This is a genomic window from Paenibacillus sp. Root52 (genome assembly GCF_001426865.1).
GTDB lineage: Bacteria > Bacillota > Bacilli > Paenibacillales > Paenibacillaceae > Paenibacillus.
This window is the reverse complement of sequence record NZ_LMFO01000004.1, coordinates 114,256-137,077: the sequence shown is the minus strand read 5'-3', so window position 1 is coordinate 137,077 and position 22,822 is coordinate 114,256. Positions and strand designations below refer to the sequence as shown.

Here is a 22,822-nt window from a genome sequence, read left to right as displayed (position 1 = left end):
AGTTTCTGTGATAAGCTCACAGACATCATTTATATTAACTTGCTCAGAACTCTGGAAAGGGGGTGCAACAATATATGAGAAATAAGAGCAACCCTATTAAAGAAAATTACAATGTTATGAACACCCAAGGAGGAGAAAAAAAGGTTATGAAGAAAATTTTATCCGTAGCGTTGTCTACAGCAATGGCATTCTCAATGTTTGCATCTGTAGCATTCGGTGATACAGCAGTTTCACCACAACAAAAGTTTGATGCATTGAAAGCAAAAGGTATCTTCAATGGTTATCCAGATGGTACAGCAGGTCTTGAAAAAGACATGACTCGTGCTGAGTTCGCTAAAGTCATCACTAAATTGCTCGGCCTGAAAGAAATCACGGGCCAATTGTCTTACACTGACCAAAACTACACAGCTAAGAACTGGGCTGTACCTTACATTGAAGCAGTAACTGCTGCAGGTATCATGGAAGGTAAAAACGTTGAAAAGAAAATCTTCGACTTCAACGGTAAAGTAACTGTGTCCGAGATGGCTACAATCCTTACTCGTGCACTCGATCTGGAAATCCCAGCTGAAACTAACAACAGTGCTCCGGCATGGGCTAAAGGTTACGTTCAAGCAGCAATTAACGCTGGATTCTTGGATGCTAACGCTAACTTCGCAGGTAACGCTTCCCGTGAATTGCTCGTAGGAGCAGCTTACGTAATTGACGAAGCTCAAAACCTGAAAGTATCTTCTTACGAAGTATCTGAAGCAGGTAAAGTTGTTACTTTCAAAATGAGTGATGGCGAATCTGTTAAAGTGACTTTGGATAAAGCTCTTGAAGCTAATAAAGCAACTGAAGTTTCCTTCAAGTATAACGATCGTGACTTCAAACATACAGTTACTTATGAAACTACAACAGCACAAGCAGTTGTCTCTGCATCTGCATCTAACTTGAAAGAAGTTGTTGTTAAATTCGATGGTACTGTAGATGCAGTATCTGCTGAAAATGAAAACAACTATGTAATTGAAAACAGTGCTAACTCTGATGGTAAACAAATTGCATCTGCTACATTGTCTGATGACAAAACAACAGTAACATTGTTGTTGGCAGATCGCACTTCCAGTTTCTTGCCTGGTCAAGTAGAAAATGTATTGCCAAGTCAACGTGAAACGTTTGTACAAGTAAACAACGTTAAGAACGCTGACAATACTAAAACGATTACTCAACGTGTTGCTTTCACACCGCTTGATGTGACAGTTCCAGAAGTTAAAGAAGTTACAGCTCTGGGAACAAAAGCATTCAAAATTGAGTTCAGTGAGCCAATCGTAAATACGAATCTTACTTCAAGTAACTTCCGTATCGACGATAAAAACATTGCTGCATCTCTTACTTATGTATATCCTAATGTGATTATTGCTGAAACAAACTTGACTGAAGGTCAACATACTCTACGTGTAAGCAATGTTAAAGATTTCTCTGGTCTAACTGTAGTTCCAGTAGAGAAAACTTTCACGGCTACTGCTGACACTGCAGCACCTAAAGTAGTTTCTGCAAAAACTAACGACTTGCAAAAAGTTGTAGTTGAATTCGATGAGCCGGTTAAAGCGGTATCCGGTGCGTATGCTAACGTTTCTTCTGTTAAACCAGTGAAAACTGAAATTAGTGGAAACAAGGTAACCCTCACATTTGGCGAGAAAGCACTTAGCTACACTGACAACAAAATCTTCTTGACTGGTGTTAGAGATTACAGTGGTAACACTGGTAATGTAGAGCATGATGTTACTTCTTCTTTGGATTCTACTCGTCCAACTGTTGTAACTTCTAAGTTCTATCAAGAAGGCGTGAGCGGTGACTACATTGCTGAAGTTCAATTTAGCAAAGCTCTTGCTACAAGCAGTATTACTGATCGTTCCAACTACGTTTTGAAAAATGCTGATGGCAAAGTCCCAAATGCAAATGGTTTGAACTCTGATGGTAACCCAATCCGTACTCCAGAGTTTGTTGCGAACAGCGGTAACAAAATTGTGAAAATCAACTTTGGTTCTAATCTGAAAGACGACAACTACAGTTTGACTGTATCCGGTCTGCGTGATACTGCTTATGCAGCAAACGTTCTGTTGCCAGTGACAATTAATTTGTCTGTTAAAGATGCAGCATATGGTCAAGTTGTCCGTGCATACACAGATTCCAATAACATTGATGATGCTCGTGAAGTATACATTCAGTTCAATAAAGCTCTTGCTACTTCTGGCGAAGGAAATGCTTTAAAAGCTGAAAAATATGTTGTTGAACAAGCTGGTCAGTTCTATCAATTGACACCGAATGACTCGGATATCGAGCTGATTTCCGCTGATACTGTTCGTGTAACTAAACGTAACAATGTGAAACTTGCTGCGGGTAATAAAATTGTTGTGAGTTATGTTGCCGATACAACTGGTAAGTATCTTGACAACGGGAACTATATTTACAGTGGATCTACTACTGCAAATAGATATGTACTTTCCAAAGAAATTGTTGGAAGAAACGCAGCGATCTCTGTTGCTCCTACTACTGTAGAAGCTTCAAGTGCTACTGAATTGAAATTGGAGTTTACAACACCAGTTAGCAATGCTTATGCACAAGATTTTGTTGCAACATATACGCCAGCAAGTGCAACAAGTGTAACTTATCAACCGAATGATGCTACACTATCTGCTAATGGTAAAACACTTACATTGAAGTTTGATAACAATAAACTTCCGTTGGACTTTGCTCTGAACACTTTGAAAGTAGAAACTAAATCTGGAACAACTTACACACAAGATACTTATGGTAACTTGGTGAAATTGGATCCAGCAGTAGTAGTAACTAATACTATTAAGCCTGAGTGGGATGGAAAAGCACCAACAATTACGAGTACTTCGACAGCAAATGAGTACAAAGTAGCATTCAAAACAACTAAAAATGTAGTAGATAACTCTAATGCTGCATTCCCAGCTCGCCAGTTGTTTACAGTAACTTTGAATAACTCTGCTGCTACTGTAACTGATGTTGAAATTGTCAACGGCAATGAAATTGTTTTAACAGTAACAACAACTGTTGCAGTTGGTAATCTTAATGTTTACAACGTTAAGTTCTCTGGTAATAGCGTTAAACTGATTACAGATGAAATTAACAGTGTAGATGCTACTAAAAACAATGCACTTAAAGATTTTGAAATTAAGTAATACTTTCTGAAATAAGAATATTATTTATGTTAAATAATATGGTAAACACCCTCCTAGCTATATGTTGCTAAGAGGGTGTTTTATTGTTTTAGATAATATCAAATTAAACAACATCGTAACTTTCTCGCCTTCCCAAACGTTTATACTATATAGCAACAAGCAACTTATGGGAGGTTTGGAAGTGGATCATAAAAAGGTCATGATGACTTTGTTATCAAGTATGTTGTTCATCAGTTCCAGTGGGGGGATCGTATCGGCGGCAAGTACGTCGGGGGATTCGGGGAAACCTACGACAAATAGTGCAAATAGTAATACAACTCAGAAGGATCAGACATCTGCTACCAAAGAAGTCGTACATACACTGGCTAACGTACCTGCGGTGAAAGTTACTGCTCGTAGTACAGTGCATCTAACAGATGTGAATATATTAGCTCAAGATGATGGAAACACGGTGACGTATACGTTATCTTACAAAAATAATGATAGTAAACCGATGATGATGCTGGATTACTGGAGCAAAGTGAAAACCAAAGGTGGGACAAGCTTCTCTCCGAAGCTGATTGCTAAGGATCAAGAGAAGAAGACCGTGTCTCCGGGCTCCACGGTAGAACTCACTTATGTGATGAAGGTTGGACGTGAAGTGAAGTTAAGTGATCTGAATTTCCTCATCGTCAAATGGGATTTCAGTAAACCGAATTACGAAAGCACTTTAGGAAAGTTTAATGTCCCATCTTCGTATAGCATCACTACGCCAGCTGGCAAAACCAAGACCGTTCGCCTAAGTGATTCAGCGGTGAAGGTGAAGGTATCCGGTATTAAGGTGTATCCAGGTGAAGATAAGAAGCGATACGTCAAAGTCGGCGTAAACCTCAATAACATCAGCTACAAGCTTTTGGATAACCCGAATATTAAGTGGATTTTGCGTACACCAGGCGGTATGAACTATCCCTTAACGCTGGACAAAGATAGTGCAAGCATTAGCATTCAGGCACAAGCGAACAAAACGTTGAGCTTACTTGCTTCCTTGCCTACAGCAGGGAAATTGGAGAGATCCGAATTGTTGCTTGTTGAAGAACAAGGTGAAGAGAAAACCGCACTTCCTGTAGCTGCACTTCAATTGCCAGAAGCAAGTCAAACGAACGTGAATACGGAAGCGAATCAACCGAATATTATCTCTATTGATGGACAACCGGTATCCACCTTGCTGGAATCTGCCCGGACACGTGTAGAGGATGAAGAGTATGATCTAACGATGCAGTGGGTGATTAAGAACCAAGGCAAGAAGGAAGTGAAGATTCCTAAATATGGTTTAGATATTCGTACAGAAGATGGCGTAGCTTATCCGATCGAGACAAAGGCACTGGATGATCTGAAGCTTAAACCAGGTGCAACGAAGACGATTAAGCTGATCTCTACCATTCAAGGGGATGGGGATACAAGCAAGATCAAATTCTATGTCATGACCCCAACGACTAAGGATGAGAACAAGGAAGGCGATACAGGCTCTAATGGACTGGAGTTCTCTTATCCTGTGGGCATCTATACGATTCCTGATTCAGTAATTACTGGAGATGGCTTAACTACAGAGACAGTCATTAAGAACGGTAAAGGTACGTTCGGTGTATCTGTTGGTTCCTTGCAGCGTCTGCCATGGACTGACGGTGACATCATTGCTGCGAAAGTAACCATTCGTAATGCTTCGAACAAGACCGTTCAATTACCAGAGTTGGAAGCGATGTTCACCATTGATTCCGCACGTATTGATGGCGATACGAAATTGATCCGTGCCCAAGGTGGTAAGCTACTTGGTTCGGGCATGGTCACTGAGGCATATCTCATAACCAAGATTCCGTCTGAGCTCAACATGAGTCGCCTGGAAGTAACCTTGCTGGAGAAAGTGAGCGAGCAGGAAACGAACGATTGGATTACCCTTAGTACGTCTGGTTTAATCCAGCCGCTCTCTTATGTTGGTGCAGGCAAGACCTTTACCCAAGGTACAGGCGAGAAAGAAACCGAACTTGGTGTACGTAGAACGTATATCTATCCAGGTACTTCATCCAACATCGTATATACTGAATTCGAAATGACGAACAAGTCTCTACGCCAGGGTGGTCTTGGTAAGTTGGTAGGTTACTACAAGACAGCTGATGGTCAATATTACAAAGCAACCGCTAAACAAGCAGATCGTGCACCAGGGCCGGGGCAGAAGAGCGTTGTAACCTTCTGGGCGAAAGTACCGAGAGGTGTTACATCATCTGATATGCGTCTAATCGTGGGTGAAGGAATTGCTGATAATAAGTTCGTGACAGGTGAAGGAGAAGCTACAGCTACAGCTTATGTGAATGCTATGTCATTTGAAATTCAGCCTTCTTCTCTGACAGTAAAAAGTACATTAAGTAATATTGACTTGTACCCTTACACCTTTACAGGTAATAACATTAGAGCTTATTTAACAGGTGGAGCATCTGTTCAGATTGAGATGTCATACACTTTAACACAAGAGGAAGATATGGATATTGGAGAAAATGAGCATAAACTAATTTTGGAAATGACTCATAACTCAGCAGGAAAGACATTTGCAAAGGAATTTTCACTAGAAGGTGATTTAAAGCCTGGTTTGAATCAATCATTGAGTTGGAGTATTGATGATGAAATTTTCAATAAATTAAGAGGTGGATCTTATAAGATGGCTTTATATGATCAATTTCAGGGTAATCGTATCAAGCTTGCTGAGCAAATTTATAGTTATGATGTTTCCCGAGTACCGGAAGAAGAACCTGAAAGATTCCCAGAAAACACTGTTGATAACAATTCACAAAATAATTAATGTTATGAGTCACTCAAGAAACCTCGTCTCTAGCTTAACGGAGCGAGGTTTTGCTTGTCGCATCGCGCTTTTTTCTCTATAGTAAATATTAGATAGATTACCAGAGGAGGAACATAGACAGATGAAACCTTATATGAAAGTATCCCTGGCGGCGCTGGCCATTGGAGTTGGCGTGTGGGTTGGGTCGGTATACAGCAATACGGCAATTGGTGCAGGAACAAGTCAGCCAGGAACAGCAGATGATCCCGTGGTGACCAAAAGTTATGTAGATCAGCAGATTCAACAAGCCTTAGGCGGTAAAATTTCGACAGGTGGAAATACAAATAGTGGTGATAACAGCAACGCTGGTTCAGGCAACACAGGTGGGTCAGGTACAGGTTCCACTATATCTTCTACAGGGAGCACAGGTGGAGATACGACGCTTCCTCCATTAGTATCCGGTGCTTCGGAATCATTGGAAATTGTTATGGTGAAGCCGGGTCAACAGCTTATCGGTGCAACTGGCGCGGAGTTCATTGTACGTAGCGGTAAAGCTGTGATCGTCAGTGAGGGTACGAATGGTGTAGCCGATCTGACGGACGGGGTAGACCTGACGAATGGTCAAGAGGCACCGACCAATCATCTGCTTTCCTTTCCAAAGGATGGGCGTGGTATTGCCGTTCTTGATGGTAACAAATACAGCCTGACTGTTATGGTACGCGGCGGATATACTCTTAAATAGAGTGTGCATAAGTAGTAGCAATTATTCATGATTATGTATAAACGATTGCGCAGATTAACCAGTTCTAACAAACATTTATACGGCTAGCCAGCCTGCTTCTGGATCAATCTAAACCTGTAAACAACCAATAACCGGAGGTGCAGGAACGATGGCTAGAAGCAACCGTAAAGTGGTACCGGAAAGTCGGCAAATGCTGGATCAGATGAAGTATGAGATTGCAGCGGAGTTTGGTCTGAATGTGGGGTATGGCGGTAAAGGGAGTCTTGCTGGTGCAGATACTGAATTTGGCTCTGAGCTGGGCGAGATCAATCACTCTTATGGTCAATACAAAGGCTGGGGACATCTGACATCACGTGAGAACGGATCGGTCGGTGGAGAGATTACCAAAAGGCTGATTCGCCAGGCAGAGCAGCACTTATTATAGCTTTTCCTTCATATCAACAAGGTTTGACACTACTTGACAAATACGATAAGATGGCAGTTAGATATGCAACCTTTTCCATGGTAGGAGAAGGTTGATTTTTTTATTGGGGCAATTACCTGAAAAATCCTTATCTTCGTAACTTAGGACTCCGCGTCCTTATTCCGACTGGAAAGCTTCGAGGGTACAGTGAACGAACCACCGTAAATGTTTTGTTCGGGCAATCGCCATACTACTCGTTATGGGAGGTTGAAACTTCAATGTCTATTAAAGGCCGGCATCTATTCACTTCGGAGTCTGTAACTGAAGGACATCCGGATAAAATTTGCGATCAGATCTCGGACGCCGTGTTGGACGCGTTCCTTGCGAACGATCCTAACGCTCGTGTGGCTTGCGAAGTTTCCGTAGCTACAGGTCTTGTGCTTGTCATTGGTGAGATCAGTTCAGCGTCTGAATACGTGGACATTCCGTCCATCGTTCGAAATACAATTAAGGAAATTGGGTACACCAATGCCCAGTACGGTTTTGACTACAACACTTGTGCAGTGCTGACGTCTCTTAACGAGCAGTCTGCTGATATCGCACAAGGCGTAAACGCAGCTCTTGAGCACCGTGATCCAGAGCAAGTTGCGCGCGAAACAGAAAATATTGGTGCTGGTGACCAAGGGTTGATGTTCGGTTTTGCTACGAATGAAACACCTGAGCTCATGCCTTTGCCAATCGCACTATCCCACCGTATCGCACGCCGTCTGGCTGAAGTGCGTAAGAACGGTACACTTGAATATCTTCGTCCAGATGGTAAAACTCAAGTAACGATTGAATACGACGGTGATAAGCCGGTACGTGTTGATACGATCGTTGTATCCACGCAACATGCGGAAGAAATCACACTTGAGCAGATTCAAAAGGACATCAAAGAACATGTACTTGTGCCTGTTGTTCCAGTCGAATTGCTGGATGAGCAGACTAAATATTTCATCAACCCAACAGGACGTTTCGTTATTGGCGGACCTCAGGGAGATGCAGGCTTGACTGGACGTAAAATCATCGTAGATACCTACGGAGGTTATGCACGTCACGGCGGCGGTGCGTTCTCTGGTAAAGATCCGACAAAAGTAGACCGTTCTGCTGCATATGCAGCTCGTTACGTAGCGAAAAACCTCGTAGCAGCAGGTCTTGCAGACAAAATAGAAATCCAGCTCGCTTACGCGATTGGTGTAGCCAATCCGGTATCGATTAACGTAGATACATACGGAACAGGCAAAGTCAGCGAAGAAAAATTGGTTGAGCTTGTACGTAACAACTTCGATCTTCGCCCGGCTGGCATCATCCGTATGCTGGATCTGCGTCGCCCAATCTACAAACAAACCGCTGCTTACGGTCACTTCGGCCGTACAGACTTGGATGTGCCTTGGGAGCAAGTGGACAAAGCAGAACTTTTGAAATCTCAAGCAGGTCTGTAAGTTAAATCCAGTAAAATATGAGAACGATCTAAAGAGAGCTCTTGGTTCCGATATACGGAATCAGGAGCTTTTTTGTTTTGGTGAGAGTAGGTGCTTCATTCCGATGGAAATTCTACAGGAAGTTCAGAAATTAATACCAAAATACCCCATTTATCTAATCGAAATGCCTTGTTTTGCCGACATACATAATGAGGTCTGTACATCAGACAGGAGAAGAAATACAGGATAAGGGGGAAGATCAGTGAACTTGAATAGAATAGCGAGAAAAGGCTTACTTGGCATTCTCATCGTGATGCTGACCGCACAAGGCTGGCTAATGGGCTGGAGTGGAGTAGAGCAGGCAACATATGCTGCTGGTGAATTGACGAACAAAGGAATTGTAAATACAGTTCCAGGAGTAAATGCGAAAAATGTCGATGGCTCTACGCCATTGGTGATTGAATTCGCCAGACCAGTTCAGAAAGCTACGGATAACAAAGGTATAGTAGCGATTAAACGTGTTAATGACGATACGGTGGTTGCTTCGATACCGGTATCCAGTAATCAAGTAATTATTGGAACTACAGGGCCAATCACCAGTCCAGCAGTACCACCAACTGGAGATGACTCAACTACAACACCTGCTACGGGACAATTTGTAACTATAACACTTGAACCTTCAGCTACAATTCCAGGGGGAAAATACTATGTTCAGATCGATGCAGGGGCATTTGTCTACACGGATAGTGCTGAACCTGCTGCTTTTGCGGGATTGAACAAAGAGTGGACGTTTGATACGGATGGTGTAGGTACAGCATCTATTACGAACAAAACCCCTCAGAATGCAGCGTTTGGGGTGACACCTGCTTCCAGTGTGTCGATGACATTTGATAAGCCAGTCGGTGCTGGTGTAGGTACACTTCAGATTTTCCAAGGAAATGCTACGGGTACACCATTTGAAGAAATTGCTATTGGTTCTTCGTTAATTAAAGGTCTGGGAACTCGGACAATTACGATTGATCCTGTCAAAAACTTCAACAGCAATAATACATATTACATCGTGATGCCTGAAGGATTTTTGCGAGATCAGCAGGGGAATGACATCAGTGCGATCAGCGGTATGGATTGGGGATTCACTGTGCAGTCTGATCCGTCTGCCTTGACGGTGACTGGGTTAACCCCTACCAATGGAACAACCAATGCGGCTCTTAACAGCACGTTAACGGTTACGTTTAGCAAGGAACTCGATCCGACGTATCGAGGACAGATCGCACTCAAAAAATCAAACGGAACAACGGTTGCATCAACAACAACCTTCAGTTCGAACAACAGACAGCTGATTGTTACGCCAACCAGCTCGTTGGAGAATAATACGAATTATGTTGTCGATATTCCTGCAAATACGTTCCGTGATCAAGCAGGCAATACGTTTGCCGGCCTGAATGGATCAACCTCATGGGCATTCAAAACAATAAGCAGAGACACAACAGCACCTGTGCTGAAAACGTCTAAGATGCACGACAATTCAACGATTCGTCTTACGTATGACAAGTGGCTTAGCAGCACCAGCCCATTAAGCAGTAGTTATACGGTTACGGTGAACGGAGAAAATCGGAGTGTCAGCACCACGTACATCTCAGGTGACAGTGTGTATGTTGTACTGGGCACGGGAGTAGCAGTAGGACAGGTTGTACGGATTGCTTATGCCCCTGGCACAACTGGCAATCGCGTGACCGACCAGTCTTCTAATGCTGCCGCTGCATTTGGCGCTCGAGATGTAGAGAACGGGTTAGACTCCGTTATGTCTAAGCCGCGTGAAGGAAATGCATACTACAGTACCATTACGTTGTATTATCCTGAAACGGTGTACATTACTTCGAGTGATGCTGCGAGACAATTCAGTGTAACAGCAGATCAGTCGACTGTAGGCATCAATAGCATATCGATCAACGGAAGTTCGGTTGTGACATTGAATCTCAGTCGTTCCATTACGGATGGCGAAGTGGTTCGTGTTGCATACACACCAGGCGCATGGCCTGTAAAAGATACACGTGGACAAGCTCTTGCTGGATTCAGTGGTTTCTATGTCCGTAACTCGATTGATACCAAACCACCTGAGTTCAAGAGCGCAGAGGTCAGTGGTAACAAATTATGGATTCGCTACAATGAACCATTGAATACAACGAACAAACCAACGAATAGCCAGTATTCCGTTCTAGTCGATGGCAAGCCGGTCTACGTTAATGATTCGGTGATCGAGGATGATCTGGTTACTTTGACACTGGCTTCGGCTGTGAAGGATACTCAAAATATTTCATTATCTTATGTACCGGGTTCATTACGCTTAACGGATCTGAATAATAATCCTGCAGGATATCTGAATCTCACGCCAGTCACGTATACGTACGGTAACGGCAAAATCCTGTCAGCTACCATTCAGGGGGATACGGTTCAGATTAACTTCCGTGATGCAATCCAAGCAGAGGCGGCATTAACATTGCCTCAGTTCAGTGTCGTAGTGAATAGTTCAACTGCAACGATATTATCGGCTACAGCTTCTGGCTCGGTGGTGACATTGAAATTAGATACGTCTACTATTGGGACTGGATCAACCACAACTGCACAGACGGGAACGGTAAGTTATGTACCTGGAGCTGTCCCAATTCGGGATGCATCTAGTGTAACTGTACCAGCGTTCGGGCCGCTTGCATTGCAACAGACGACCAATACTAACGTCAATAACAATCAGACGGGAAGCCGTCCGGTTTGGGTGACGGAAATGGATACATCAAACTATGGTCAGCCGTTACTTGTAATGAACAACAATACAGCTTCTGCTGTACCTGCGATGTCCCATTTTAACCGCTCTACGCGACAGTTCAATGTGGATGGAACGAAATTGATTCAGTCCTTTGAATATGCTTCTGCTTCAGGGAAATTGAATCAACCGATTGTGTTCGAAATCCCAGATAGTGAGTCCTCTGCGTTTGTTGGATTCCCATTGAATGCACTGACACAGGTGGCTGTAAGCTATCGTACAGGTTCGATTGGTGTGAAATATGGTGATCGTCTCTGGACGGTGCCGCTAGCTAATCTAGATCTGGCAGCGATGAACCGGAGCATGGGAACGATTGGTGCTTCTACGGTGATTACACCGATTAACACAAGCACAGCCACAGGAGCAGCCGCTCCATCCTTCTATGTTCAATTAGAGACGGTTCCTGTATCGTCATCAGGGACAATGGAAAGTTTGATTGCAAGCGCAAGAGCGCAGAAGCTAGCTAACTCTACAGATGTCTATGTATTTGCTAACAATGGAACGAATGATCAGCGTGTAGAGCAAAAAGTTAAAAGCCAATTGGCGATGCAGCTGGCTGCCAACACGCCTAGCTTAACGTCTGGATTTGCCTTTGTTGATCCAGTGACGTTTAAACTTTCGAATGTGCCTAGCTCCTTCAAAAATATTGCTAGTGGTGTAGTAATCCAAGGACAACTGAACGGCAACCAGGCGATTGTTCCGATTAATAACGTTGTAAGTTATCCGGATACAGCTTCACACTGGGCAAGTGAGGTCATTAAGGAGCTTTCGGCTAAATGGATCATTAGTGCACCGAATGGTTCCTACTACCGTCCAAATGAGAACATTTCACGTGCAGAGTTCGCTGAATTAGTTGCTAGAGGACTAGGATTAAGCGGGGAACCAACCGCTGCAAGTCGTTTTCCTGACGTTCGTAGTGGAAGTATCACAAGTGCCTATATCGGTGCCGCTGCTGAAGCAGGAATTATTACAGGTAATACCGATGGAACATTCAAGCCAGACCGTCCGATTACTCGTGAACAGATGGCGATTATGATGGTTCGTGCTTTGAATTACGGAGGTAAGCAAACGGTGCTGAACTCTTCATCGATGTCCATCTTATCGAAGTTCAATGACAACAAGAAAATCCAATCCAAGGATTCTGTCGCCAAAGCGGTGCAGGAGGGAATCATTCAAGGGATGACATCGAGAACATTCGAACCCCAAGGCAATGCGACCCGTGCGCAAGCAGCAGTGATGTTGAAGCGTGTATTGGATAAGTTAGGGTATCTGTAAAGGATATAGATTAACGTATTAACAACAATGTTACTCATCCAGAGTTGGGGTTAAAGGTAAGTAATTAATAGGGACACTTCAAGAAAGTCATTTCTTGAAGTGTTCTTTTTTTGACTATATGTATGATGAATTCTTGTTATCTGAATTATAAAAGGATAATAATCCCATAAAAAAAGGACTATCTTACTATTACCTAAAATTAGGACAATGCCGATATTAATTATTCACAAGCCATTTGAGTATCTTTTTAGGGATTAAATGGATTGATATTACAAAAAAAAGAGGAATTTGATTTCGTGAGTTTAAAAAAAGGTTTTATTGAAATATTGCTGTAGATATGGATGTTTTCGACATTAACTGGAAGTTAAATTCCTTAAAAGCAGATTGGGTTTACTGGGATGGGATTTTTAAAGGATCCAAAGACAATTCATCAATGTGGGTTCACGCACACAACAAGCGAAACCAAGCTGCAAATCAAGCAAAAGCGATAAGAAACAGCAATAAAGGTATGCAGGGACTTTTAAAGCAAAGTGACCCTATACTAAATACATTTGTTTTACAACATGAGACTTCAAGAGATATGAAAGTAATGGTAAATCCAAAAAGTAATATAGTCTATTATGCAAATTCTTCTAAATATTTTTGCACAGGTTGCATCTATGATGAAACAACGTACACAAAAGGTAAAACAGATGCGATTATGGGGAAAATTGCTTCGCAACTCATGAGTTTGGCTTCAAGAGAGACGAAAACACCCACTGGAGATGCAATATATTTAGTAGCATCGTTATTCGGCAATGTCGAAGTTTCTGAAAGAGGAACAGTTACTACAATGATTTATGTGACTAACCCTAAAGGATATATTATGCAGTCAGTAATTGTTACTTATGAGGGCAAACCTACTGCATGGACAGGTTGGAGAACATACTATTAAAGTCAAATAAGAAGGAGGGAGTTTTTTTTTGAAAAAAGGAGTGCTTTTAGTAGTGCTTTTATCAGTTATTATGGCAATGATTGTTATTTTCTTCTTCACAAAAGATCCAATTCCTGTGCAAACCAGCAGGCATGTAAAATCAGTTGAACTTAATGGTAATATATGTGAAGTTACCGTCAATAATCCCCAAAAATCTATCGAGAGTACTCAAACAGAACGATTTGAAAGCCCATCATGCGTTGATTTAAAGGAAGGTGATGCAATAACGTATCAATATCTAAATAGAGGGAAGCATCTCTACATCGTTTCAATAAATAATGAACTAACAAGAGATCCTTTGTCAGGAGTAATAACTAATAAATTTGAGGAAGATGAGAATTTTTATATCTCCGTAGAATCACCTGAAATTGGGAAAGAGAGCTTCTTAATAGATAAATCGGACTGGAGGAAAGTAAACTTAAGTTCCGAGATTACTTTTTACTTGGATATTTGGGGGCGTCCTATTCAGATAATTTAAGTTTAGTGGTCAACTATAAAGATTAATCTAGAGATAGGAAATATTTTATGAGATGAACTTGATAATACCCCTTTAAGTCGACAGTGTGTAAAAAGCACATTAGAGTCTACTTGAAGGGGGGATTTCAGTATGTGGATCAGCTTATATCTCTTCTTCCCAACCTGATATTACTGTCAATGAAATTATTCTAGATAACATTATGAATGCAATAAAAAGCTATGCCGAGAAGGATACATTGGTTAAAGATCCTCTCTGTTGCGGATCCCAGCAAAGAAGCGTTCGGTATGCAAAATATCAATCAATATTTAGAGGCACTTAAGAATTTCAATGCTAACCTAGAAAATGGAGAATAGGTTTGTGGTGTTTAGAATATAGTAGGAAAAATAGTATTCTAAATAAGAGATTATGTATCTAGGTAATTTTAGGCTTAACCTTCTTTGCTAACGGTAGAGATGTATTTTTCATTTGTACCCTTTATAAAGTACATTCTAAAAGAAATCTAAGCAATTCGTTGAAGCTGCTGTCTGTAATTCACAGGCGGCAGCTTTTTTGAATTCCAATATAACCCTCAATCTTGGTGATGGGCGTAACTTTTTCCTAAAATAGAAGTCTATTAATAGAAGAGTATGCTAGAGATCTAGCCTTTTTCTGCATTTTGGTAGAGAGGTGTAATCTCTAAGATTGATATACAAGATGGGAGAGACGTTTCGAACATGCTGGGGAAACGCGAGAAACAGCTGGTAGACGTTAAGGGTAGTAAGGCGAAGAAATGGATGATCGTGACGCTGGCAGGCGTAATCTGGATTGCACCGGTTATGGATGTAGGACAACAAGTCTTGTCTGGAACCTCATGGCAATCTGTGGCTGCAGCGGCATCTACAAATACAACGAAGCTGGGTGAGGAGATTCTCACTTCCGGTGCGAAGCTAATGAAATACAGATATACAACAACACGCTCAGGCTCTAAGGTGAATGTCCTGGCCGACGTTATCCAAGTGGATCTACAGAATCCGTATGTGAAGCTAGATGTGATGACAGGTAAAGGCGGTACGCTGAACACGAAACAGAGCACAGGTGGCATGGCGAAGGAAAACGAAGCAGTTGCCGCGGTAAATGGCGATTATTTCAACGTATCAGGCGAGCTGGCGCCCATTGGTGGACAAGTATCTGATGGCGTTCTGATCTCTACACCTTCTGAACTGTCAGGCATGTATGCTCTCACGGTAACCAAAGATGGCAAGCCGATGATTGATGAATATTCTTTTGATGGCTCGGTCAAGGCAAGTGATGGTTCAACCTTCGCTTTGCGTGGGATAAATAAAGAGGATTATACAGTTGAATCCGGTGCGGTGAAATACAGTCATGCGAACTCTATGTATATTTATACACCAGCCTGGATATCAGATAAACGTCCAAATGACCCTTCCACCACACCAACTGAGGTGCTTGTACAGAATGGTGTGATCACCCAAATATCCGATAAAAAAGCACTGAACATGAAGGTACCAGCAGATGGGTACATTTTGCGTGCTCATGGAACGGCGGCAACGTGGATTATGAGTCATCTGTCTGTCGGTCAGCCACTGACGGCGGATTATAAGTTAAAAGCCAAAACGACAGGGCAAACCGTTGATCCAAGTAATCTGGATATGATGATTGGCGGACACACCATTCTGGTGAATGGGGGCAAAGCGGCAGCATTTTCACGTAATATTGCCTCATCCGGTATCGGTGGTGTTCGTGCAAGAACAGCGGTGGGATACTCCCAGGATGGTCGTTATGTATACATTATTGCTGCAGAGAAAAATAGTAACAGTAGCGGTATGTCGCTAAACGAATTGCAATCCTTCATGACCAGTGTCGGCGTATGGAAAGGCATGAATCTGGACGGCGGTGGATCGACCACGATGGTAACCCGTCCATTAGGAGAGCAGTCTGCAGGTCTTACCTTCAACACAGAGTATGGTACGGAGCAACGCCAGGTCGTTAATACACTGGGAGTATTCTCCACGGCTCCAGAAGGTAAACTGAAAGGCTTCGCGATTAGCGGTAGCAAAACATTGCTAGTTGGTCAGCAGGGAACGTATACGTCCAAAGGTTATGACACGTACTACAATCCTATCGCAACAGGGGATCTTAACTTCTCATGGAAGTCGAGCAACAATGGCATTGTTAATGTGAGTAATGGTGTGATCAAAGGCGTGAAGCCAGGGTCGGCTACGTTGACCGCATCAAGCAACGGCGCTTCCTCTTCCATTAAAGTTACCGTACTTGGTGGAAACGAATTGTCTTCCCTGAAGGCAGGATCAGGGCTTGGCTCTCTGAAAGCAGGATCAACGATATCTATCCCGGTTACTGCACAGACGAAAGATGGACAGAGCGTTACGGTTCCAGCAGATTCACTAACTTGGGAATTTATTGGATTCAAAGGTAAGGTAGCAGGAGATCAGTTGACGGTATCTTCGGTCAATTCGGGGGCACAGGTAGGTTATGCGATCGGTCGTTATGATGGCTATAGCACAGTTGTAGTTCTCTCTGCTGCTGCGAGTGAGACGATGTGGGAGAATTTTGAGAACGTGAATTATCCAATTAACTTCACTACGAATGCAGCAGGTGTGACTGGTTCAGCAACCGTTGTAAGTGGAACAGGCGAGAAGTCAGGTTCCAAGGTGCTTGAACTGGGCTATGATATGACCGCAGGAACAGGTAAAATGTATGCTTATGCACAACTAAACGGTACAGTTGGTAGAGAATTATCTGCGGCGGCAACCTCCATGTCCCTAGATGTGATGGGTGATAAGAGCTTGAACTGGCTCCGTGCAGAGTTCACCGATGCGAATGGCAAAACCGTCTACGCTGATCTTGCGAAGGCAATTGATTGGACAGGTTGGAAGAAAGTGAATGTTGATCTGAACGGTCTGAACATTGCTTATCCAGCGAAGCTGAAGCGAGTGTACGTGGTTAATGTGGAAGAAGGTCAAGACGAGCGTGCGATGACAGGTAAGGTTGCTTTTGACAATATTGCCTTCACAATGCCATCTAAATCAAGCGAGGTTGGACTGCCGACAGGTACAGCTTCCCTAGTGCTTGGACAGAAGTCGATGACCGTTAACGGAACGAAGAAAGCGATCGATGCAGCACCTGTATTGAAAAATGGAACTACGTATGTGCCAATTAAGCATGTATTGGATGCATTTGGTGGACAGGCGAGCTGGGATAGCAAAAATCAACGTATTACCGTTTTGCGTGGTGGAAAGTTGATTGATCTGGTGGTTGGTCAGAAAGAATTCATTATTAATGGTAAAAGACAGAGCGCAACTGTAGCTCCGTATGTATCAGGAGGTAGGACTTTAGTCCCTCTTCGTCTCGTTTCTGAGCAACTTGGATTGACTGTAAAATGGGAACAGAAAACGAAGACCGTTACCATCTCATCGTGATATGGTATGATATATACCGGAAACGATAGAAATGGAGTCGAACAAACGTGGATTTACAAGCCGATGCCATAGACCGCGTCATAAAAAACGCCATACAAGTCATGGAAAACAGCAAATATCAAATGTTCGAAATCATGGACTCGACGCGCGACGAGCTCAAGACCCTCAATGAAGAGCTGAAGTCTGTTCTGAAGGAGGCGGCGGAAACGATCGAGAAAGTAGATCAATTGGAGCTGAATTACCGCCGCTCCCGGATTCGGCTTACCGAGGTGAGTCGTGACTTCGTCCGCTATTCCGAGCATGATATCAAGCAGGCGTATGAGAAAGCGACACAGTTGCAGCTGGATCTGATGATTTATCGTGAGAAGGAAATGTATCTCAAAGCCCGTCGGGATGATCTGCAGAAGCGTGCCAAAAATGTGGAAGCTTCCGTAGAGCGTGCCGAGACCATCGGTTCGCAAATGGGTGTTGTACTCGAGTACCTGTCAGGTGAATTGGGTCAAGTGACCCGGATCATTGAAAATGCTAAAAATCGACAAATGATTGGTTTGAAAATAATTTTGGCCCAGGAAGAAGAGCGGAAACGTATTGCACGTGAGATTCATGACGGGCCTGCGCAGATGCTTGCTAATCTAGTGCTTAGGACGGAAATTGTAGAAAGAATGCTCATTAAGCAGGATTTTAAGATGGTCCAAGCCGAAATAGTAGATTTGAAGGGCCAGGTTCGTTCCAGTCTTGAAGAAATGAGAAAAGTAATCTTCAATCTGCGTCCAATGGCACTGGATGACCTGGGATTAATTCCAACGCTTCGCAAGTACGTGCAGGATTTTGAAGTAAAAACAAAAATCCGGTCGCTTTTTGAAACCAGAGGCAAGGAACACCGCTTATCTTCTGCTATGGAGGCTGCGATCTATCGTCTCGTGCAGGAGGGACTGTCCAATGCGGCCAAGCATGCTTATCCCACTTATGTTGTAGTGGAAATTACATACCAGGCTCAGCTCGTCAAAATTGTCGTTCAGGACAATGGGCTTGGATTCAAACCGGAGCTTCTTGCGAAGAAAAGCAAGGATCATACCCACTTCGGTCTGATTGGGATGAGAGAGCGGGTTGAACTGTTAGAAGGAAGAATAGAGATCGAATCGGGCGAAAATCAAGGAACCAAAATCGTGATTCATATCCCGACAAACGTGGATAAGGGAAAGGAGTAGCAGGATGGAAAACCGTGATACTGGTAAAACATCAATTAAAGTTCTTTTGGCTGATGATCATCAGCTGTTCCGTGAAGGGCTTAAACGCATTTTGAATATGGAGGACGACATTGAGGTCATCGGGGAATGTGGCGATGGGATTCAAGTGCTCGAATTCTGCAATCAGGAGAAACCAGACATCGTCTTGATGGACATCAACATGCCAATCGAGAACGGGGTTGAAGCAACAGAGAAATTGCGTGAGCTGTTCCCGGATGTCAAAGTTATTATTTTGTCGATCCATGATGATGAGAGTTATGTATTTGAAACGCTTCGTAAAGGGGCTAATGGATACCTGCTGAAGGATATGGAGGCAGAGTCTCTAATTAATGCGATTCGTTCTGTTCATGAGGGACATGCATTTATCCACCCTAAAGTAACAGGGAAATTGATTATGCAATTGCGTCGTATGACGTATCTGAATGAAACAGGTGCGATGAGTGAGGGAACTTCCAAAGAGGCAGGCGTGAAGTTTGTCGCTGGCGATAATAACCCATTGACTCGTCGTGAGGCTGAAGTACTGCGTTTGATGGCCGAAGGTAAGAGCAATAAAATGATTGGTGAATTCTTGTTCATCAGTGAAAAAACCGTTAAAAACCATGTCAGCAGCATTCTGCAGAAGATGGAAGTGGATGACCGCACACAGGCTGTTATCAACTCGATCAAATATGGTTGGGTTACGCTCTAATCTTTATTAATGAAAAGCACCTATGTATGATGAATGAAATGGTTGATTATAGATTACTGTTCACTCGCGCCTCTTCCAAATACTGGATTAGTCCGCGGGTTAATAGACTTTATTACTGCAAATGAGCAAAGAGTAAAGGTGCAAAGAACATCTGTTCAACGTTGAGCATGGATGAGTAATGACCTGGCCGGTCTTTTGTCTCCAGCGTCGATCGGGGATAAGAGGTTGTTCAAGAAAGTGTCTTGGAATACGCGAGATGAGCGATGTGAGTCTTCACATATGCAATTGTAACCCTTCGTAGTGTGCGGCATATACTGCTGTATACAGGGATGTTCGCCATGGGTGAGCATAACCTTCCGAGGAGGTGCAGTTGCCATGGTTGCTCATTTGACTATGATTCTGCTCATATACTTCCTGGCGGCAGTGGCCGTTCATGCGATACACCAGCGCCATCTATCCCGTCCGGAAACCGAAGGCTTCGAGCAGATTCTGCTCATTCCTTCTAATCAGGAACATCGGATTGAAGGTATTGTAAGGGCACTTTGCCGGGAATTGGTCTACCGTGGAAAAAGCTTCACGATGACGGTTGTCGCTGAACGTAAGGAATCGGAGACGGTTCGCATTATTGAGAAGATAATGCTCAGGCAAGGCATGGAGCTATCTTACCTGTCTGCTGTACCCTCTGATATGGAACGGGCTCTACAGACGGAGAAGCATGGCGTTCGCTTAATTGACCTACGTGAACCTAAGCTGTGAACAATGTTGTGACCTGAAGTAATCAGGTGTGTATAGATCCGCAGAAAAGATTACAGCCTAGGCTGTAGTCTTTTTTTTGTAATTGTAGTAATTGTAGTCAAGGTTGCTATTAAATTGTAAATGGGTTTTTATGCAATCTATGGATATTGAGCTAAAGAATTGGGTGTAGCAGGGCACTGCGAGAGATATCCAATTGCTAAAGACTCATTTGAACTCGGAATTCTTAACTTAAAAGTATAGACGATTTCTTCTGGAAAAAGTTTCGCATAATAATCAGAAAGATTCTCGTTATTAGCTGAATGCAAGGAAGTGTTGTATTGGGTAAATTGTTTCCTTGGCTTGAAGGGAAGTAATAGAAGCATTTTGCTTAGTATATAATCTAGTTTTAAGTTCGCTTCTTAATAGTTGTCTTATGTTTACGAAGATGTGAGAGTTGACCGGTGGTAGTAATGTCCATATAATTACTTAATATGGATATTGATTGGAATGTGTACATATATGCGAGGTGGACGAATTACTGGGGTGAAAGGGTTGAAGCAGTCTTTGATTAGTTTCTTGGTATTGCTCGGTATGATCATTAGTGGCTTAGGTGTTGATCCAAACGCAATAATTGCCGACGTTTTTCATATGGATGAAGTTGCTACAGAGGAGCAAATGTCCGTAGATGATTGGGATGGGCAAGATGTTCCGGATATATATGGTACCTCACCTGAAACGACATTTAGGTTTATGTATAATGGACGTATGCTTGAGCCTGGGGAGTCTATTCTTGTATGTACTGCGGAACCAGGGTATACATGTCCTGATACGGATGTAGAACAGGGTATAGAATAATGAGAGTATAAAAGAATGGACAGGAAGCACATGCGCCGACAAATCGTCGGGAGAGCATGTGCTTTTTTTTGCGTTTTATTGAGATGTGAGAGTGATATCTGAATTTATGTTATTGACCTTCGTTTGATTTTTATTTATGATCATCTATATATAGGTTATAAACACTAAATTTTGGATTTTTTAGTTGCCCGGGAGGTGTTTTCTTTTGGATACTGCTAATTCTATTCGGCAGGAATTAATGCAGCATATGAAAAAAAACAACATGAATCTATCTCAATTTGCTGAGATGTCGGGTATCAACTCGGGTACGTTAAGCCGCATATTACATGGAGACAGAGCGATATCTATGAACCAACTTGTCGGAATAACATCTGGAATGAGACTTCCTGAAGACTATTTTTTTGATGATTACATAGAAGAATGTTTTGCATTCTCCGTCTCGATTAGACGGATTCGGCCTTTTATTTTTCGCTGTGCCGAGTTAGATCGACTAGATTGTATTGAACAGGCCGTGAATCGTTTAATAGATGACCTATCCTATACCACTATTCTTTTTGACATGGCAGAAGAATTGTTTAAGAGTCATAAAAGGCTAGCAGCTAGAATTTTATATCGTACTGTAAGTGAAGCTGAGAAGTATCAGCATTCGGAGCGACTTGCTCGTTGTCATTACAGATTGTTTGAAATTGAATTGGGATCGGACATGGAACAAAATTTGCTTGCGGCAACACAATTCGAGTTATATGTGAATCGTTTAGATGAAGTGGATCAACTTGATGCGATGAAGAAGCTCATGCATGTTTTTGGTATGGTACACAAATGGGAGAAGGTAGATTCCCTCGGTAGGGATATGCATCGTATTGCCACAGTTCAATATGAATTGAATCAACGATCTAAACGGAAGGAGGAAGTGGGACGACGAACGGAGCGACCATTGTACTACTATATTCTATATAGTCTGTTGGCTCGTTCTACTGCGAGTGAAGAATGTGGGGACTACAGCAGAGCTCTGGAATTTACCCGTTTATATGCTAACGGGGAGAGCTGGGTACACGAAAAAGATGAAGAGGCACAACGTATAGTTGGACAATTCGCTGACTGGGCAGTTGCCAATGCCTATCTGTATCGTTTGATGTCGGGTGAAGTTCATATCATGGATGAGTACGTTGATTACATAACATCACGAGAAGATGAAATATTTGTTGGGGTACGTCACATTGTTCAAATAGCTAATCAATATGATTTGAATATAGACCATATCTTGGAACGTTTTGCGGCTTACATTCCAAATTCCAGTGAGAGGGCGGAGATTGGAGAATACCAACCAGCTATTATAGAAGAGGGATATGCTCAATTTCTCAGTGATCTTGCTGTATACCACTTCAAACAGAGCAAGCATCCATCCCTTGCAATAAAACATATTCTTGAAGGTTTGCAGGTATCTATTAGAATAAATAGTGGCAAGAATATAATTACCTGTATGACGTTGTTTGAGGAATGCAGAGCGTTTGCGAGTGTTGAAGAAAAAAATGAATTCAAAAAATTATCAGGTGAGGTGCATCTACTAAATGCGAAAAAAAATGTTGTTCTTCTTGCTTCTTTGTAGTGTCGCGATAGTTACATCAACCCCCTCCATAGTTCATGTGTTGGGGCATGGTTGGGGCACATAAATATGGATAACGTGCAGTGTGTGGCAGCACATACAATACACCACACTATC

At 42.6% G+C, this 22,822-nt stretch carries 14 protein-coding genes; all 14 read left to right on the top strand.

Annotation, left to right across the window (positions count from 1 at the left end):
• The first annotated feature begins 74 nt into the window (after positions 1-74).
• Positions 75-3,185 carry an S-layer homology domain-containing protein gene (locus tag ASD24_RS07385; RefSeq protein WP_056693800.1) on the top strand — a complete coding sequence of 1,037 codons (3,111 nt, stop codon included), beginning with the start codon at positions 75-77 and terminating at the stop codon, positions 3,183-3,185.
• Positions 3,186-3,366: 181 nt separating this feature from the next.
• Positions 3,367-6,012 carry a hypothetical protein gene (locus ASD24_RS07380; RefSeq protein WP_056693797.1) on the top strand — a complete coding sequence of 882 codons (2,646 nt, stop codon included), beginning with the start codon at positions 3,367-3,369 and terminating at the stop codon, positions 6,010-6,012.
• 121 nt (positions 6,013-6,133) lie between these two features.
• The gene (locus ASD24_RS07375) at positions 6,134-6,733 is read left to right on the top strand and encodes a hypothetical protein (protein ID WP_056693793.1); all 600 of its coding nucleotides are present in this window, start codon (positions 6,134-6,136) and stop codon (positions 6,731-6,733) included.
• Between the two features lie 148 nt (positions 6,734-6,881).
• The gene (locus ASD24_RS07370) at positions 6,882-7,157 is read left to right on the top strand and encodes an alpha/beta-type small acid-soluble spore protein (protein ID WP_056693790.1); all 276 of its coding nucleotides are present in this window, start codon (positions 6,882-6,884) and stop codon (positions 7,155-7,157) included.
• Positions 7,158-7,414: 257 nt separating this feature from the next.
• A complete protein-coding gene (gene metK, locus ASD24_RS07365) occupies positions 7,415-8,617 on the top strand; it encodes a methionine adenosyltransferase (RefSeq protein WP_056693785.1) in 1,203 nt (400 codons plus the stop codon).
• A gap of 241 nt (positions 8,618-8,858) precedes the next feature.
• Complete coding sequence (locus ASD24_RS07360; RefSeq protein ID WP_056693782.1) at positions 8,859-12,689, top strand: S-layer homology domain-containing protein; 3,831 nt, start codon at positions 8,859-8,861, stop codon at positions 12,687-12,689.
• Between the two features lie 337 nt (positions 12,690-13,026).
• Positions 13,027-13,623: a hypothetical protein gene (locus ASD24_RS07355; RefSeq protein ID WP_056693779.1), complete on the top strand. Its 597-nt coding sequence runs from the start codon at positions 13,027-13,029 to the stop codon at positions 13,621-13,623.
• Between the two features lie 28 nt (positions 13,624-13,651).
• The gene (locus ASD24_RS07350) at positions 13,652-14,140 is read left to right on the top strand and encodes a hypothetical protein (RefSeq protein WP_056693777.1); all 489 of its coding nucleotides are present in this window, start codon (positions 13,652-13,654) and stop codon (positions 14,138-14,140) included.
• A gap of 713 nt (positions 14,141-14,853) precedes the next feature.
• Complete coding sequence (locus ASD24_RS07345) at positions 14,854-17,577, top strand: stalk domain-containing protein (RefSeq protein ID WP_056693774.1); 2,724 nt, start codon at positions 14,854-14,856, stop codon at positions 17,575-17,577.
• 47 nt (positions 17,578-17,624) lie between these two features.
• On the top strand, positions 17,625-18,785 hold the full coding sequence (locus ASD24_RS07340; protein WP_056693771.1) for a sensor histidine kinase: 1,161 nt from the start codon (positions 17,625-17,627) through the stop codon (positions 18,783-18,785).
• Between the two features lie 4 nt (positions 18,786-18,789).
• Positions 18,790-19,512 carry a response regulator transcription factor gene (locus tag ASD24_RS07335; RefSeq protein WP_056693769.1) on the top strand — a complete coding sequence of 241 codons (723 nt, stop codon included), beginning with the start codon at positions 18,790-18,792 and terminating at the stop codon, positions 19,510-19,512.
• 375 nt (positions 19,513-19,887) lie between these two features.
• The gene (locus ASD24_RS07330) at positions 19,888-20,268 is read left to right on the top strand and encodes a hypothetical protein (protein ID WP_056693766.1); all 381 of its coding nucleotides are present in this window, start codon (positions 19,888-19,890) and stop codon (positions 20,266-20,268) included.
• A 531-nt stretch (positions 20,269-20,799) separates the two neighbouring features.
• Positions 20,800-21,102: a hypothetical protein gene (locus ASD24_RS07325; RefSeq protein WP_235540449.1), complete on the top strand. Its 303-nt coding sequence runs from the start codon at positions 20,800-20,802 to the stop codon at positions 21,100-21,102.
• 205 nt (positions 21,103-21,307) lie between these two features.
• Positions 21,308-22,708, top strand: coding sequence for a helix-turn-helix domain-containing protein (locus tag ASD24_RS07320; RefSeq protein ID WP_235540447.1), 1,401 nt, complete (start codon positions 21,308-21,310; stop codon positions 22,706-22,708).
• The last annotated feature ends 114 nt before the right edge of the window (positions 22,709-22,822 follow it).

Excerpts from the sequence above, each read along its gene's own strand:
- ASD24_RS07335 (WP_056693769.1), top strand. The coding sequence starts at position 18,790 with ATGGAAAACCGTGATACTGGTAAAACATCAATTAAAGTTCTTTTGGCT.
- ASD24_RS07370 (WP_056693790.1), top strand. The coding sequence starts at position 6,882 with ATGGCTAGAAGCAACCGTAAAGTGGTACCGGAAAGTCGGCAAATGCTG.
- metK (WP_056693785.1), top strand. The coding sequence starts at position 7,415 with ATGTCTATTAAAGGCCGGCATCTATTCACTTCGGAGTCTGTAACTGAA.
- ASD24_RS07385 (WP_056693800.1), top strand. The coding sequence starts at position 75 with ATGAGAAATAAGAGCAACCCTATTAAAGAAAATTACAATGTTATGAAC.
- ASD24_RS07330 (WP_056693766.1), top strand. The coding sequence starts at position 19,888 with ATGGTTGCTCATTTGACTATGATTCTGCTCATATACTTCCTGGCGGCA.
- ASD24_RS07345 (WP_056693774.1), top strand. The coding sequence starts at position 14,854 with ATGCTGGGGAAACGCGAGAAACAGCTGGTAGACGTTAAGGGTAGTAAG.
- ASD24_RS07375 (WP_056693793.1), top strand. The coding sequence starts at position 6,134 with ATGAAACCTTATATGAAAGTATCCCTGGCGGCGCTGGCCATTGGAGTT.
- ASD24_RS07355 (WP_056693779.1), top strand. The coding sequence starts at position 13,027 with ATGGATGTTTTCGACATTAACTGGAAGTTAAATTCCTTAAAAGCAGAT.